At 62.6% G+C, this 13,062-nt stretch carries 16 protein-coding genes; 4 read left to right on the top strand and 12 right to left on the bottom strand.

Translation table 11 applies throughout. From position 1 onward, the window contains the following. Positions 1 to 5 precede the first annotated feature (5 nt). From KBX19_RS06545 to KBX19_RS06515, 7 genes are read right to left on the bottom strand one after another with little or no spacing between them, the layout of a single operon-like run. Positions 6 to 797 (bottom strand): thiazole synthase, encoded by a 792-nt coding sequence (locus KBX19_RS06545; protein WP_255997972.1) that lies wholly within the window; start codon positions 795 to 797, stop codon positions 6 to 8. A 2-nt stretch (positions 798 to 799) separates the two neighbouring features. After that, entirely contained in the window at positions 800 to 1,000 is a 201-nt protein-coding gene (gene thiS, locus KBX19_RS06540) for a sulfur carrier protein ThiS (RefSeq protein WP_005291550.1), read from the bottom strand. Further along, positions 997 to 2,085, bottom strand: coding sequence for a glycine oxidase ThiO (gene thiO / locus KBX19_RS06535; protein WP_005291547.1), 1,089 nt, complete (start codon positions 2,083 to 2,085; stop codon positions 997 to 999). The genes thiS and thiO overlap by 4 nt, the downstream gene beginning before the upstream one ends. A gap of 32 nt (positions 2,086 to 2,117) precedes the next feature. Beyond that, entirely contained in the window at positions 2,118 to 2,717 is a 600-nt protein-coding gene (locus KBX19_RS06530) for a response regulator transcription factor (RefSeq protein ID WP_005291545.1), read from the bottom strand. Then, positions 2,714 to 3,748, bottom strand: coding sequence for a sensor histidine kinase (locus tag KBX19_RS06525; RefSeq protein WP_005291543.1), 1,035 nt, complete (start codon positions 3,746 to 3,748; stop codon positions 2,714 to 2,716). The genes KBX19_RS06530 and KBX19_RS06525 overlap by 4 nt, the downstream gene beginning before the upstream one ends. Beyond that, positions 3,745 to 4,509, bottom strand: a complete 765-nt coding sequence (locus KBX19_RS06520) for a hypothetical protein (RefSeq protein ID WP_005291542.1) — start codon at positions 4,507 to 4,509, stop codon at positions 3,745 to 3,747. The genes KBX19_RS06525 and KBX19_RS06520 overlap by 4 nt, the downstream gene beginning before the upstream one ends. After that, positions 4,506 to 5,342, bottom strand: coding sequence for an ABC transporter ATP-binding protein (locus tag KBX19_RS06515; protein ID WP_255997970.1), 837 nt, complete (start codon positions 5,340 to 5,342; stop codon positions 4,506 to 4,508). Before KBX19_RS06515 ends, KBX19_RS06520 begins: the two co-directional genes overlap by 4 nt. A 125-nt stretch (positions 5,343 to 5,467) precedes the next feature. On the opposite strand from KBX19_RS06515, the gene KBX19_RS06510 reads away from it, so the two are divergent. The 4 genes from KBX19_RS06510 to KBX19_RS06495 all read left to right on the top strand — a co-directional run bounded on the left by KBX19_RS06510 (position 5,468) and on the right by KBX19_RS06495 (position 9,251). Further along, a complete protein-coding gene (locus tag KBX19_RS06510; protein WP_255997969.1) occupies positions 5,468 to 5,842 on the top strand; it encodes an ectoine synthase in 375 nt (124 codons plus the stop codon). Positions 5,843 to 5,920: 78 nt separating this feature from the next. Continuing rightward, on the top strand, positions 5,921 to 6,526 hold the full coding sequence (locus KBX19_RS06505) for a cation transporter (RefSeq protein WP_255997968.1): 606 nt from the start codon (positions 5,921 to 5,923) through the stop codon (positions 6,524 to 6,526). Positions 6,527 to 6,684: 158 nt separating this feature from the next. Then, complete coding sequence (locus tag KBX19_RS06500) at positions 6,685 to 7,959, top strand: HNH endonuclease signature motif containing protein (protein WP_156774852.1); 1,275 nt, start codon at positions 6,685 to 6,687, stop codon at positions 7,957 to 7,959. A 41-nt stretch (positions 7,960 to 8,000) separates the two neighbouring features. After that, complete coding sequence (locus KBX19_RS06495; RefSeq protein ID WP_005291533.1) at positions 8,001 to 9,251, top strand: Nramp family divalent metal transporter; 1,251 nt, start codon at positions 8,001 to 8,003, stop codon at positions 9,249 to 9,251. Here KBX19_RS06495 and KBX19_RS06490 read toward each other — a convergent pair. From KBX19_RS06490 to KBX19_RS06470, 5 genes are read right to left on the bottom strand one after another with little or no spacing between them, the layout of a single operon-like run. Then, the gene (locus KBX19_RS06490) at positions 9,248 to 9,907 is read right to left on the bottom strand and encodes a thiamine phosphate synthase (RefSeq protein WP_255997967.1); all 660 of its coding nucleotides are present in this window, start codon (positions 9,905 to 9,907) and stop codon (positions 9,248 to 9,250) included. The two genes, KBX19_RS06495 and KBX19_RS06490, sit on opposite strands and share 4 nt — an antisense overlap. Beyond that, positions 9,900 to 10,187: a Rho termination factor N-terminal domain-containing protein gene (locus KBX19_RS06485; protein ID WP_050748835.1), complete on the bottom strand. Its 288-nt coding sequence runs from the start codon at positions 10,185 to 10,187 to the stop codon at positions 9,900 to 9,902. Before KBX19_RS06485 ends, KBX19_RS06490 begins: the two co-directional genes overlap by 8 nt. Beyond that, a complete protein-coding gene (locus KBX19_RS06480) occupies positions 10,069 to 11,439 on the bottom strand; it encodes a DUF418 domain-containing protein (RefSeq protein ID WP_255997966.1) in 1,371 nt (456 codons plus the stop codon). The genes KBX19_RS06485 and KBX19_RS06480 overlap by 119 nt, the downstream gene beginning before the upstream one ends. Further along, a complete protein-coding gene (hisN, locus tag KBX19_RS06475) occupies positions 11,436 to 12,218 on the bottom strand; it encodes a histidinol-phosphatase (RefSeq protein WP_255997964.1) in 783 nt (260 codons plus the stop codon). Before hisN ends, KBX19_RS06480 begins: the two co-directional genes overlap by 4 nt. Before the next feature lie 31 nt (positions 12,219 to 12,249). Then, positions 12,250 to 13,062, bottom strand: coding sequence for an inositol monophosphatase (locus KBX19_RS06470; RefSeq protein WP_255995995.1), 813 nt, complete (start codon positions 13,060 to 13,062; stop codon positions 12,250 to 12,252).

Below are 13,062 nucleotides of genomic sequence, written 5' to 3'. Positions count from 1 at the left end.
GGGCTCTACAGCACCTGGTCTGCCCAGCTTGCTAGCCCTTCAAAGCTTGACGACGCCACCGCGTGCTCCCGTTTCGGAATCCGCCCCGCCCCGCGCGCAGACAAACCGGCCTCGACCGCGAGACGCATCGCTCGCGCCATCGCCTCGGGGTCCTGGCACCGGTTGACGGCGCTGGCGAGCAGCACGCCCGAGCAGCCGAGTTCCATGGCTAGGGCGGCATCCGAGGCGGTGCCGACTCCAGCGTCGACAAGCACGGGAACCTCGGCCCGCGAGCAAATGAGCTCGATGTTGTGCGGGTTGAGAATGCCCAAGCCCGTGCCAATGGGCGAACCCAGCGGCATCACGGCCGCCGCACCGATGTCCTCGAGCTTCTTCGCGGCCACCGGGTCATCAGAGCTGTAAGCGAGGACGGTGAAGCCTTCATCGATGAGCATCTCGCACGCGTCGACGGTCTCCACGACGTCGGGCAGTAGCGTGCGGTCGTCCGCAATGACCTCGAGCTTCACCCAGTCGGTACCCAGCGCCTCACGCGCGAGCTTCGCGGTGATGACCGCGTCGCGGGCGGTGCGGCACCCAGCAGTGTTGGGCAGGGGAGCGATGCCAAGACGTTCGAGCAGGTCGAAGACGCTCTCACCTTGCTCGCCGTCGTTCTTCTGGGCAGCAAAGCGGCGCATCGCGACTGTCGTCAGCTCTGTGCCCGATGCGACAAGCGCACGCTCGAGCATGTCCTGCGAGGTCGCCCCGCCAGTGCCCATGATCAGGTGCGAGTCGAACTGCTTGCCGGCGATCTCGAGCACGCCTAGCCTCCTTGGACAGCGGTGAGGATGTCCACGTGGGCGCCGTCCTCAAGCACGCGGGTGGCCCACTCCGACTGCGGCACAACATCGCCGTTGATGGCGACAGCGGTGCCCTTGGGCACCTCGCCCAGGCGCTCTTCCAGCAACTTCTGAACGTCGGTGGTGTCGGTGGTGACGTTTTCATCGTTCACGATCAGATTCATTCTTGCCTCCTGTGGCGCATTGGATCGCAGGCTTTCAAGTCTACGGACGGCTCCTGCTTTTCGACGAGCTCAGCCCCGCACCGAGCCCCCACCGCCGCGAGCAAGATACCGTGCCGGAAGTACCCCGTGGACACGACCACTCGGTCACTGACTCTGCCGAGGTATGGCAGGTCGTCGGGGGAGCCCGGCCGTGCACCGGCATGGGTTTCCACGATGTCGCAGTCTTCGATGGCGGGCAGGATCTCAATCCCGTCACGCAGCAATTGGAACACGCCTCCGGCCTGCGGGTCGGGGCGGTTGTCTTCCCGGGTGGTCGCACCGAGGGTCAGCCCGTCGCCGTCGCGCGGAATGACATAGATGGGCCGGTCCTCGACGAAGCCGCGGATCACCCGGTCCGCCAACGGGCGCTGGTGCTCCGGCACGCGCAGCTCCACCATGTCGCCATACACGGGGCGCAACTTGAGCGGGTTCTCGCCCTCGAACCAGCCGGTGGTCTCTCGGGCGCCGAGGCCGTTGGCCAACACAATCTGGTCCGCATCGAGTTCATCGACGTCATGGATCGCTTCGTGGATGAAGGTGACGTTTGCGTTGCGGCAGGCGTCGATAAGCGCCTCTGCGAACAGCCGCGGCCGAACCTGGTGGTCACCGGGGATGTGCACGGCGCCGGCAATAGCGGGATGGAGCGCGGGCTCGAGCGTGCGGGCCTCGCGGGTGGTCACGCGCTCGGTAGTCATGCCGTGCAGTTCCTGGTATTCCTGCAGCTCCTCAAGGTGCGTCTTGTCCGCGCGATCCTTGGCCACGATGATTGTCCCGTCGGTCCGGTAACCGGTGGGCTTATCTGTGTGCTTCGCGGTGAGATTGATGAGCTCGGGGTACCACTGTCCAGCCGCAATCATGAGCGGAAAGAGCGGGTCCTGCTTGTACACGACCTCTGCGGCGGGGGCGAGCATGCCGCCCGCGTGCCACGTCGCGCCGCTGACCGGATCAGGGTCATAGACAGTGACGCTGTGGCCGCGGTCCGCTAGCGTCAGAGCGGTGGACAGGCCAATGATGCCTGCCCCAACGACTGCAATATTCCCTGCCATATTGCCATCCAGCCTACGCCTTTCTCAGGACTTCAGAGCCAGCCATTGTCGTTGCAGGTGCGTGCGGCAGCGTAGCGGTTGGGCGCGCCGGTCTTGGTCATGATGGCCGAGATGTGGTTGCGCACCGTCCCAGTTGAGAGGTTCAGCCGTGCTGCGATCTGCTTGATCTCCGCGCCGGTGAGGGCTTCGCGGGCCACCTCGACCTCCCGGGCAGTCAGTGGCGACGGTGGGGTGAACAGGGATTCTTCCGCAACCTGCGGGTCGACCACCCGCATGCCAGCGTGAGCGCGCCGTACTGCGTCGGCGAGCTGATCCGGGGGAGTGTCCTTGACGATGAACCCCGCGGCCCCAGCCTCCAGGGCTGTGCGCAGGTATCCGGGCCGGCCGAACGTGGTGACAATGACTACCTTGCACGGCGACCCTGCCAAGTCAGCGGCGAGTTCCAACCCGGTCCGGCCGGGCATTTCAATGTCGAGCAACGCCACATCTACGTTATGCTCCCGCACAGCGTCGACGACACCGTCACCGGTCCGGCAGGTGGCTACGACCTCAATATCCTTCTCCAGGTTGAGCAAGGCCGATAGCGCGCCCACGAGCAACCCTTGGTCGTCGGCGATGAGCACGCGAATCATGCTGTCACCTCCAGCCGCGTTCCGGAATCGGTGGGTGGAACCACGAGTGAACCGCCCGCAGCGCTCACCCTGTCGGCGATGCTCCCCAGACGCGTGCCCGGCGGCAAGCCGATGCCATTATCGGCCACGACCAGCCTGTGCGGAGTTACGTCGATCTCGCACTCCGTCGCCTGGGAGTGCCGAATCACGTTGGTCACCGCCTCTCGCAGCACCCATCCGAACAGTGACGAGTCGGTGGCGCCGTGAACGTTGATCCGCGGCTCGATTCCAGCCGCCGCCAGTGCCGAGCTCGCCGCTTCCACCTCGGCGGTCAACGACGGCGTGTGGGTTGTCCGCACAGCACGCCGGACGTCCTCAAGTGATTGGCGGGACAGCTCCACGATCTCATCCAGCTCCTTCGCCGCTTCTTGCTTGTCGACGTCCACCAGCCTGCGCGCCAGCGACGTCTTCACATTGATCACGGTCAGCGAATGACCCAATAGATCGTGCACGTCCCGGTAAATCGACTCGCGTTGTCGCGCCAGCTCGAGCTCAGCGGCGAGGTGGACGCGCTCGTCGCTAAGCCTGGTCGCGCTGACCTGCGTTCCTACCGTCACCGCGATGAGCACGGACGCGCCGAAGAAAATCCACGCCGTCAGGTTTCCCGTGAGGAATACGAAGACACCGAACACCGAAATGATGGCGAGATCCACGATCGTGTGCATGCGCACTGGCATGAGTGATCCGGTCACGGCCGTGATGTAGGGGAGCATTGTGGCCCCCCACACCCCCATGATGGCGGTCACCCCGATCATGGGGATCAGGAGGGCGATCACCCACAACGCCGCGTTGACAGTGTCCTTACTGTGCACACGGATCGTGTGCGCGCACAGGTACACCGCGCCGAAGACCACGATCAATCCGGCACCGGCTACGTACTGCCAGGTGGGGAGCTCCATGGTGAACAAGCCGGCGAGCGGGCTGACCAAGAGGATCAGCCAGATGCCGGCCTCAACGAGGTGGTAGTGGCCACCGTTCGTTTTCTGGGTCACGCACGCCCTTTCTCGCGGCTATCCAAGGCCAGACTGATCACAGCGAAAATGACTGTCCAGGCAATGATACTGAGCACGGGTTGCCACAGGGGGTCGGTGACTTGGAAGGGTTCGTCCTGGATCAGCTGGAGCCCTTCGGCCACAGGCCACCGCGACAGCATGGTGGCGCCGTACATCGGGGTGAACCGGGAGAAGTCGATCAAGTTGCTCGTCAGCGGGAACAGGGTGTTTCCAGCGAAGGCCAACAGAGTGACTGAGGTGGCAGCAATCGAGACTGCCGTGAGGGACTTCAGCGATTGCGCCCAGACCAAACCGTAGAAGCCGAAAGGCAAGGACACGCCGACGGTGATGAGGAAACTCCAGAACCATGCGCTGGCGTCCATCTTGGCGTCGACCAATGCGCCGGTGAGGAACACCGCAGCTACGGGCAGCACGACGTTGACGATGATGACGAGCAATCTCGCGACCGCAATCTGCATGTTCGTCAGGGGAGTCAGCGCTAGCTGCCGCCCCCATCCGCTGTTGTGCTCCACGACCACCAGGGACGATTGGGAAACAGCTCCCGAAATTCCCGCGTAGAGGGCCATGCCGAGCATGACGAAGGCGGCGACGTTGCCGTTGCCCAGTTCATCGTCTGAATACTGCTGGGCAGCACCGAAAATGAGGTAGAGAATCACCGGAAGAACGATGTTGAAGAACAGCGAAGAGGCATCGGATTTGAGGCGTTTGAGGTTGTGCAGCGCGAACTTCAGGGTGGTCATGGTTGCTCCTCGCTTTCTGGGTCATCTGAGGTGAGTGCGATGAAGGAGTCCTCTAGGGACGTTCTGGTGATGGTCAGGTCGTGAGCATCGGTCTCGGTGAGTAGTTTCCGGGCGTAGGAATCGGCGTCGCTGGTGGTGACGTCGATAAGCCCCTGCGATGACTGCGCTGTGACCCGCTTCTTGTTCGCGTCGGCAGTGAGTCGGTCTGTCGGCCCATCCGCGATGACCTGGCCGTGGTCAAGCACGATGATGCGCTCCGCGAGGTTTTCAGCTTCCTCGAGGTAGTGCGTGGAGAAGATGATGGTGCGTCCAGAGTGGGCCTGGGCGCGCATCGTGTCCCAGAACTCGTGGCGGCTGGTGGCGTCCATCCCGGTGGTTGGTTCGTCGAGGATGAGAATGTCCGGCTTGCCCAGCAACGCAATGGCGAAGCGGACCCGCTGCTGTTCGCCGCCAGAGCATTTGCCCACCCGGCGGTTCTGAATCTTGGTGAGATTCGCCTGCTCGATCGCGGCCTCCACGCCGATGGAATCGCGGTGCGTGGAGTTGATCATGGCCAGGGTGTCTTTGATGGTGACAGTGTCGAGGAGACCGCCGGTCTGCATCACCGCACCGATGCGTGCGTCCCGGATCGCCTGCGCCGCGGTCATGTCGGCCACGCGCACTGTGCCGCTCGTCGGCTTGGTCAATCCGAGAATGAGGTCCACCAGGGTGGTTTTGCCTGCTCCGTTGCGCCCAAGCAGGCCGACGATTTCACCGCGGCCAATGCTCAGGCTGACATCTTCAACGGCTTTCACCGATCCGAAATGCTTGCTCACGTTCTGTGTTTCGATCATGCTTCACATTCCACTGCGCGCCGGGAAGGCGAGCGTAGCCCTGCTGTCACGATCTCGGCGTGACAGTTGTCATGGGTGTTAGCCTGGGGTCGAGATTGCGAACCGATCGATAAGGAGCACTAGCTATGTTCACCCGTTCCCGCGACGAAGTGGAAAAGGTCGAGTGGGGCGGCGGCACCTCTGAGCGTGTCGTCACCGCCAAGGACAACATGGGCTTCGCCATCGCCCACACTGTTGTCCGTGCTGGCACTGAGTCCAAGCTGCAGTACCGTAACCACCTCGAGGCTTGCTACTGCATCGGCGGTTCCGGCGAGGTCGAGGACACCGAGGGCAACGTGTACCCCATCACTCCGGGCACGGTTTATGTGCTTGATGAGCACGATGCCCACTACCTCCGCGGCGGCAAGGACGAGGATCTGATCCTCGTCTCCGTGTTCAACCCGGCCATCACCGGCGACGAGAAGCACGAGCTGACTGAGGACGGCTTCAGCTCCTACTAAACACGGTAAAACCCCAGGGACTCCGCAATGCGGAGTCTCTTTTTGTGTGAAAGGCCTGCTGCGAGCACCATGGGCAGTATGAACACTGACCGAATCCGCCGCGCCGTTCTCATCGTGGCGCTGCTGAACCTGCTCTACTTCTTCGTCGAGTTCGCCGCAGCTGTAGTGATTGGCTCAGCCTCGTTGTTCGCCGACTCGGCCGACTTCCTCGAGGACACGGCGATCAACCTGCTGGTCTTCTTTGCCGTGGCGTGGCCGGCGTCGCGCCGTCGAAAAGCAGGAAGCGTGCTCGCGGCGCTCATCCTGATTCCTGCGATCGCAGCGATCGTGATGGTTGTGACTAAGATTCTCAACCCGGAACCGCCATCTGCGGAAGGGCTGACTGCGGTGGCATTCGGTGCGCTGGTGGTCAACGTCATTTGCGCAGTGATCTTGCTGCAGTTGCGGGAGCAGGGCTCGTCACTCGCGACAGGTGCGTGGCTCGCGGCGCGTAACGACGCCCTTGCCAACATCCTCATCATTCTCGCCGGTCTACTCACCTTCGTATGGCCGACAGCGTGGTTCGACATCGTGGTCGGCGCGATCATCGCCGCGGTGAACCTCTCCGCCGCCAAGGAAGTGTGGGAAGAAGCGCGCGAGGAGCACGATTCTGTCGAGGAAGCCTTCGCGGAAATGGAGGACTAGCTTTACGACGTTTTAGTCCGCCGCAAAACCCCAGGGACTCCGCAATGCGGAGTCTTTTTCATCGGTGATATTCGAACAATTGATCGATGGGTGTCCGGGTCGTTGTGTAGAGTCGGGGTAACCGACAACGTGGGGCATTAACAGGGGTGGTGGTCAGCGTGAACATACTGGATGAAGAGCTGGATCTGGAGTGGTTGGCTGAGGAAATCGTGGCGACATACGTTACGGTTGTTCGTTCGAAAGCGCGATTGATGGTGCTGATTGGCGATTTCGATCAGATGGGGTTAGCGAATGAGTGCGGAGCGACGAGTACGGCGGCCTGGCTAATCAGGCGGCTCGGGGTATCGGAGTCGACGGCGCATGAGTACGTGAGTGTTGCACGGCAACTGAACGATTTCCCATACCTGACGGAGATGTTCCTCGATGGTAACCTGAGCTACTCTGCGGTGCGTCTACTGCTCAAGTACCTGACCGCTGACAATGAGTTCGAGCTGGTGAAGATGGGCATGGAGCTGAACTACCACGGCCTGGAAAGCGCTCTCGCCGGAAAGCAGAAACCTAACGAGGCGAAGGAGGAGGGCAGGGAGTATTACCTGCGGTTGAAGCAGGAGGCAGACGGTGGCCTGAAGCTGTGGGGGAGGCTCAACGCCGCAGATGGTGAAGCTTTCAAGGCTGCGCTCAAAATTGGGCATCTCGCGTCCGCTGCCGAGGATGGGGAGCTAGAGAAGCTGCTGGGTGGGGATGGGGTGGTCGACAATGAGAAGGTAGATGAGCTCATCCATGAAAAAGAGAAGGATGAGGAGGCTCGACAGGCAAAGCGGGAGGTGTCTGGCTTCGGCTTGCCGACGCCGCGCGCCTTGGTCTTCTCCCTCATGGGAATAGTGAACATGGCCCGTACAAAACCCATCAGCACTCTTCGGGCGCCGGGCGCGCACGTGAACGTCATGATGACCGTGGACGGGCGAGCCTACTTGCCTAACAACGCTGGAGCGACGACCGAGACGCTGGAGCACCTCGTATCCAACGCCTTAGTCAGGTTGGATACGGTGAGTAATCAGGGCCTCATCCTGAACACCGGTCGGTCAACCCGCCTAGCAACGGACGGACAGGTCAACGCGCTCATGGCCATGTGGGGCGGGCAGTGCGCGACTCCGGGCTGTACGCATCGACGCTTCATGGAAATGCACCACATCCGCGACTGGGCTGAGGGCGGTATGACCGACCTGGATAATTTGCTGCCATTGTGCTCCGGATGCCACTCTCTGGTCACAGAAGGGTACACAACCATCACGCGCAATGGCCATGAGATCGTCTTCGAGTTCCGCGACGGTTCCAAATACGTCTCCTACAACCATTCCCTGCCCGTTCGGAATGACGGTTACGAGACTGCCGATTTGAACGAACCCCTGTGGGCCGACAGTTTCGCCGGATAAAGTAGTTCGGAACATGTCACCAACCGCAGAAGGGAACAGCGATGTCCACTGCAGTAAACGATCGCGACGACTCTGAGGTTACGGCTAAACGACGGTCAGGCTGGCTCGGTCCGGGCCTGCTCATTAGTGCCTCGTTCATTGGCCCGGGCACAGTCACCACGGCGACGGTCACAGGTGCAAGCTTCGGTTTCGCCCTGACATGGGCGATCGTGTTCTCGATCGTGGCCACGATCATCCTGCAAGAAATGTCTGCGCGCCTGGGACTCATGGGCGGGTTGAGCACGGGCGAAGCAATGCGCGAAACGTTCGAGTCGCCGGTGGCGAAGCTGCTGATGATCTCGCTCATTGTCACGGCTATCGGCATCGGCGGCGCCGCATACGCTGGCGGTGACACCACAGGTACAGCCCTCGCGCTTTCCGACGTCACCGGCCTGAGCATCCCCGTCCTGTCCTGCATCATCGTCGCTGTGATCGTTGTCCTTCTGCTGACCGGCAGCTACAAGGTCATCGAGAAATTCATGACCGCGCTGGTGATCATCCTGGCACTGATCTTCCTGATCACCGCAGTGGCAGTGAAGCCGGATCTCGGCGCGATGTTCAAAGGCATCTTCGTGCCGGGCCTTCCAGACGGCTCGGTGCTCACGGCGATCGCGCTGATCGGTACGACAGTGGTGCCCTACAACGTCTTCCTCCACTCCAACCTGGTCCAGGAAAAGTGGGGCGATGAGCCGGGCAAGCTGAGCTTGAAGAAAGCCCGCGTGGACAACATTGTGTCGATCTCCATCGGTGGGTTGATCACGTTGGCGATCGTGGCTACAGCAGCGTCGACGCTCTTTGCCCAGGGCATTGCAGCCGAATCAGCTGCGGAGCTGGCGGAGCCGTTGCGTCCGGTGCTCGGCGACTTCGCGCCGTGGGCGTTGGCGATCGGTCTGTTCGCGGCTGGCCTGACCTCGGCTATCGCCGGCCCGCTTGGCGCTGCCTACGCGATCTCCGGCGTGCTCGGCTGGTCCTCTGACCTGAAAGACAACAGGTTCCGCGCGATCTACCTGGCCGTGGTGCTCATCGGGCTGGTGATCGCGGTGACCGGTGTCAACCCGATCCAAGTGATTGTCCTGGCGCAGGCAGCCAACGGCATCCTGCTGCCAGTGGTGGCGTTCTTCTTGCTCTACACCATGAACAACAAGAAGCTGCTGGGAGACAACGCCAATGGCCTCGCCTCCAACATCCTCGGCGGCTTCATCTTCTTGGTCACCGTGGTGCTCGGCGGGTACTCGCTGTATAGCTTGTTCTAGCGGGATTGCTTGCCCCTGTCGAAGGCGGCGATCACGCGCTCAACGTACGCCTGCGGATCCTCGGCGTTCATGATGCCGCGGACGATAGCTACGCCGTCAACGCCGGCTGCGGCGAGGTCAGCGGCATCGTCGACGGTGACGTCGCCGATGGCGACGACGGGCAGCGAAGATGCAGCGACGAGCGGCGGATAGCCCTCCAGCCCCAGCGGTTCGCGGCCAGAGTCTTTTGTGGGAGTCGCGCGGAAGGGCCCTGCGCCGATGTAGTCGATGACGTCAGCGTACTGGTTGGCATCCTGCACGAGTTCCAGCGTCCCCGTGGTCAGGCCGATGATCGCATCTGGCCCAAGCAATTCGCGCGCGATGCGCGGATCGAGGTCGTCCTGGCCGATGTGCACGCCGGCGACGTTAGGAACGCGGGATTGGCGGAGGGCGAGGGCGACGTCGGCGCGATCGTCGATAAGCACGTGCGTGGCGGGGTTGACCTCGTAGACAGCCTCCGCGACGGCCTGGCCGAGCTCGAACAGCGAGCGCGCAGAGATGGGTTTGCTGCGCACTTGGATCATTCCGGCGCCACCAGCGGCGGCTGCGCGCGCAGTGCCGACGATGTCAGGCCCCTGGCCGGTGATGAAGTAGCAGCGGAGATCAAGCTCAGTCATTGCGCAGCGCCTCGATGAGCTCGTCCTTGGTCATGTCGGATCGGCCGGGGATGTCCAGCTCCTGCGCGCGGGAGTAGAGCTCCTCGCGCGTCCAGTCATCGTAGGAGCCAGACTCGCCGCCCTTCGCACCGACATCGGAGCGCGAAGAGTTCGCCGCCGCGTTAGCGATGGCCGCCGCCTTCGACTTCGAATTGCCCTCCTGGCGGAGGCGTTGGTAGAGCTCCCCGTCCTTCACCGACGGGCCGCCGGGCGTGTTCTCCGGGTGCTTGTCCTGCGTCATGAGGGCCATTGTAGGCCTCCGCGTAGGGTTCGATCCGCCCCGTGCGCCCGTAGGCGAGACGGCGGTGGACCCACTCGAACGGGCCGGGGGTGTTTGTGGCTTCGAGGATGACTGCGAGCACCAGGGTGACCAACCAGACACCGGTGGCGATGAGGAGCTTCTCCGAGATGGTGCTGTCCACGCCGAGACCGAAGCCAAAGGGCATGACCAGGATGATGAACAGGAAGGACTGTGCGATGTAACCGGACATTGAGCGCTTGCCCAGCGCGACGAAGGGGTACAGGATCTTCGGGGCTGCGACTGGCCGGCCGGCTGCGGCATCGTCGTACATGCGCTTCTGAATCCCGTTCGTGGCCAGTGCGACCAGCGCCAAGATGCCGGGGCCGGTGAATGTGCCCAAGCCCATATTGAGGGCCATGAAGACCTGATCCAATTGGTCGTTAATGACACCCATCGCCGCTAGGCCCCACGGTATGCCGACAGCGAGGCTGATGACTACAGCGAGCGTGGCCCAAAAAGTGAGCGTTCTTCGGTGCGCGTCGACGTTGGCCAGAACCCCCTCCCGCGCCCAGATGAATCCGATGAGCATGACGCATAGGACCGCGAGAACGGCGAACGTCGAGTTCACCATGAAAAATGGTGCTTGTTGGATAGTCGTGATGAAGTAGGTGCCGGCTGTGGTGATTTGCTCAGTTGGGGTGAACTCTGGCACGACGTCCACACCGGCGAGGGCGGTAATCACCGACATCGTCGACAGGAGCAGGGCGATGCAGAAGGACACCGCAGCAAAGATGCGCAGTGTCTTCGAACTGAGCTTGATCATCGTGGCGATGAGCATTCCCGCCAAGCCATAGGTGAACATGATGTCGCCGTTGAACAGCAGGTACATGTGCAGTAAGCCGAAGACGGCGAGGATGCCGTAGCGTTTAACCAGCATGCGTGTGGCTTTGCCCACTGGGTAGTTCTTCCGGTGCAAGCTCGAAGTGAGTAGCCCGATGCCGAAACCGAGCAGGGTAGCGAACATTGGCAGGCCTCGAGTGTGGACGAGCATGCCCGAGAACAGGGCAGCGAAACGGTCTGAAGCACTGTCTGGGTCTACCCAGCCGAGGCTCTTACCAATGGCACCCTCAGGGGAGTTCATAATCCAGAAGGTGGTCAGATTCGCCATGGCGATCCCCCAAAGAGCCAGCCCGCGAGCGAGATCGGGGACAACGAGGCGAGGGGGTTTCTGGGTGGGAGCAGGTGCGGTCATGACAGTCTCCTTAGAACAGCATCATGCAGCAAGTTGTTGGTGGCCACCGCGTCACCGCCGTGCGGGCCATCCTCGCCGGCGCGTGAGGTGAACCTCCCGCCAGCCTCGGTGACCAGAACAGACAGTGCTGCGAGATCCCACAGCGAGACTTCGGGCTCCGCGGCGATGTCCACGGCGCCTTCGGCCACCAGACAATAGGAGAAGAAGTCTCCGTAGCCGCGCAGCCGCCAGACATCATCGGTCAGGGAGATCAGCTGGTCGCGCAAGCCGCGGTCGTGCCAGCCTTTCAAAGACGAGATGCTTATCGACGCATCCTCTAACCCCGCAACCCCCGACACCCCGAGCCGCTTCACGCTGCCATCGGAGAATGTGCGCCACGCACCGGAGCCCTGGCTGGCGTACCAGCGGCGGGCAAGACCTGGAGCACTGACTACCCCGACGACGGGCTGGCCGTCGTCAAGCAGCGCGATGAGGGTGGCCCACACGGGCACACCGCGCACGAAGTTCTTGGTGCCATCAATGGGGTCAATGACCCATTGGCGGCCCTCGAACTGCACGTCGCCACCGAACTCCTCACCAAGGACCGCGTCGGACGGGCGGGCAGATTCCAGCTTGGCGCGCAGCGCAGCCTCCACGGCGATATCCGCGTCGGAGACGGGAGTCATGTCCGGTTTCGAGTCGACTTTGAGGTCGGCGGATTCGAAACGGTCGAGGGTGATGCCGTCGGCAAGCTCTGCGAGCTCGAGTGCGAGCGCTAGATCATCTGAATAGGTGGTCATGGCGCCCAATCCTAGCGAGATCGGGGCGTTGTTACTCCGCCAAAAGTGCCTCGACCTCGTCCACCAGTTGCTCGTTGCCGGCCACGCACCAGGTCACCCCACCTGCGTCGACTTTGATGGCCTTCCCGCCGACACCTTCGACCAGCGCTTTACCGGGCAGCCAGTCCCAATCGGCGACCGAGTGTTGGATCCAACCGCCAATTCCGCTCGAGGCCACCGTGGCCAAATCGACAGAACCTGCGCCCCACATGCGCACCGTGGCGGCCTGGCTCGCAGCTCGCATCCAGGCGCCCCGAATGTCCGCGTTGTCCATGTCGCGCGGGTGCAGGTACGTGGCCAGCGCGAGCTGCGCCAACGGTGCGTTCTCCAAGTGAGGGATCTGTTCACCGTTGCGCTCGGAGGTTCCGCCGTGTGCCACCCAGGTCGTATCTAACGCGGGGCGCGTGATAGCGCTGGTGAGGATGCGTTCTGGATCGCTCGGTGCGCCGCTGACAAGCGCGAGCGCCGAACAGAAGTAATCCGAGCCGCACGAGAAGTTGTACGTCCCGTCCACCGGGTCAATCACCCACGTGCGGCCCGAAGTAGATTCTTTGGCCGCGCCCTCCTCGCCCAGGATGCCGTCATCAGGGCGCAGCGCCATCAACGCGTCGGCCACGAAGCGCTCGGCGGCCATGTCAGCCTGCGTGACCACATCCGACACGGATGTCTTCTGCGACGTCTCCAAACCTTCGTTGCGCATGCGCAAAGCGAGCTCCCCGGCCGTGCGGGTCAGCGCCGCGGCGAGCTCGTGGTCGGGGGCGTCGGTATGGCTTTCGATGAATGCTGCGGTAGACACAGCAGCCAT

Source organism: Corynebacterium sp. CCUG 71335, assembly GCF_024454075.1.
Lineage (GTDB): Bacteria > Actinomycetota > Actinomycetes > Mycobacteriales > Mycobacteriaceae > Corynebacterium > Corynebacterium genitalium.
This window is presented reverse-complemented; position numbering and strand designations above follow the sequence as displayed.

What these genes read in the sequence shown, in the direction of transcription:
- KBX19_RS06495 (WP_005291533.1), top strand. Translation starts at nt 8,001, where the DNA reads ATGTCCACTGCAGTAAACGATCGCGACGACTCTGAGGTTACGGCTAAA.
- KBX19_RS06470 (WP_255995995.1), bottom strand. Translation starts at nt 13,062, where the DNA reads ATGGCTGCTGTGTCTACCGCAGCATTCATCGAAAGCCATACCGACGCC.
- KBX19_RS06510 (WP_255997969.1), top strand. Translation starts at nt 5,468, where the DNA reads ATGTTCACCCGTTCCCGCGACGAAGTGGAAAAGGTCGAGTGGGGCGGC.
- hisN (WP_255997964.1), bottom strand. Translation starts at nt 12,218, where the DNA reads ATGACCACCTATTCAGATGATCTAGCGCTCGCACTCGAGCTCGCAGAG.
- KBX19_RS06505 (WP_255997968.1), top strand. Translation starts at nt 5,921, where the DNA reads ATGAACACTGACCGAATCCGCCGCGCCGTTCTCATCGTGGCGCTGCTG.
- KBX19_RS06515 (WP_255997970.1), bottom strand. Translation starts at nt 5,342, where the DNA reads ATGATCGAAACACAGAACGTGAGCAAGCATTTCGGATCGGTGAAAGCC.
- KBX19_RS06520 (WP_005291542.1), bottom strand. Translation starts at nt 4,509, where the DNA reads ATGACCACCCTGAAGTTCGCGCTGCACAACCTCAAACGCCTCAAATCC.
- KBX19_RS06530 (WP_005291545.1), bottom strand. Translation starts at nt 2,717, where the DNA reads ATGATTCGCGTGCTCATCGCCGACGACCAAGGGTTGCTCGTGGGCGCG.
- thiS (WP_005291550.1), bottom strand. Translation starts at nt 1,000, where the DNA reads ATGAATCTGATCGTGAACGATGAAAACGTCACCACCGACACCACCGAC.
- thiO (WP_005291547.1), bottom strand. Translation starts at nt 2,085, where the DNA reads ATGGCAGGGAATATTGCAGTCGTTGGGGCAGGCATCATTGGCCTGTCC.
- KBX19_RS06480 (WP_255997966.1), bottom strand. Translation starts at nt 11,439, where the DNA reads ATGACCGCACCTGCTCCCACCCAGAAACCCCCTCGCCTCGTTGTCCCC.
- KBX19_RS06485 (WP_050748835.1), bottom strand. Translation starts at nt 10,187, where the DNA reads ATGACGCAGGACAAGCACCCGGAGAACACGCCCGGCGGCCCGTCGGTG.
- KBX19_RS06490 (WP_255997967.1), bottom strand. Translation starts at nt 9,907, where the DNA reads ATGACTGAGCTTGATCTCCGCTGCTACTTCATCACCGGCCAGGGGCCT.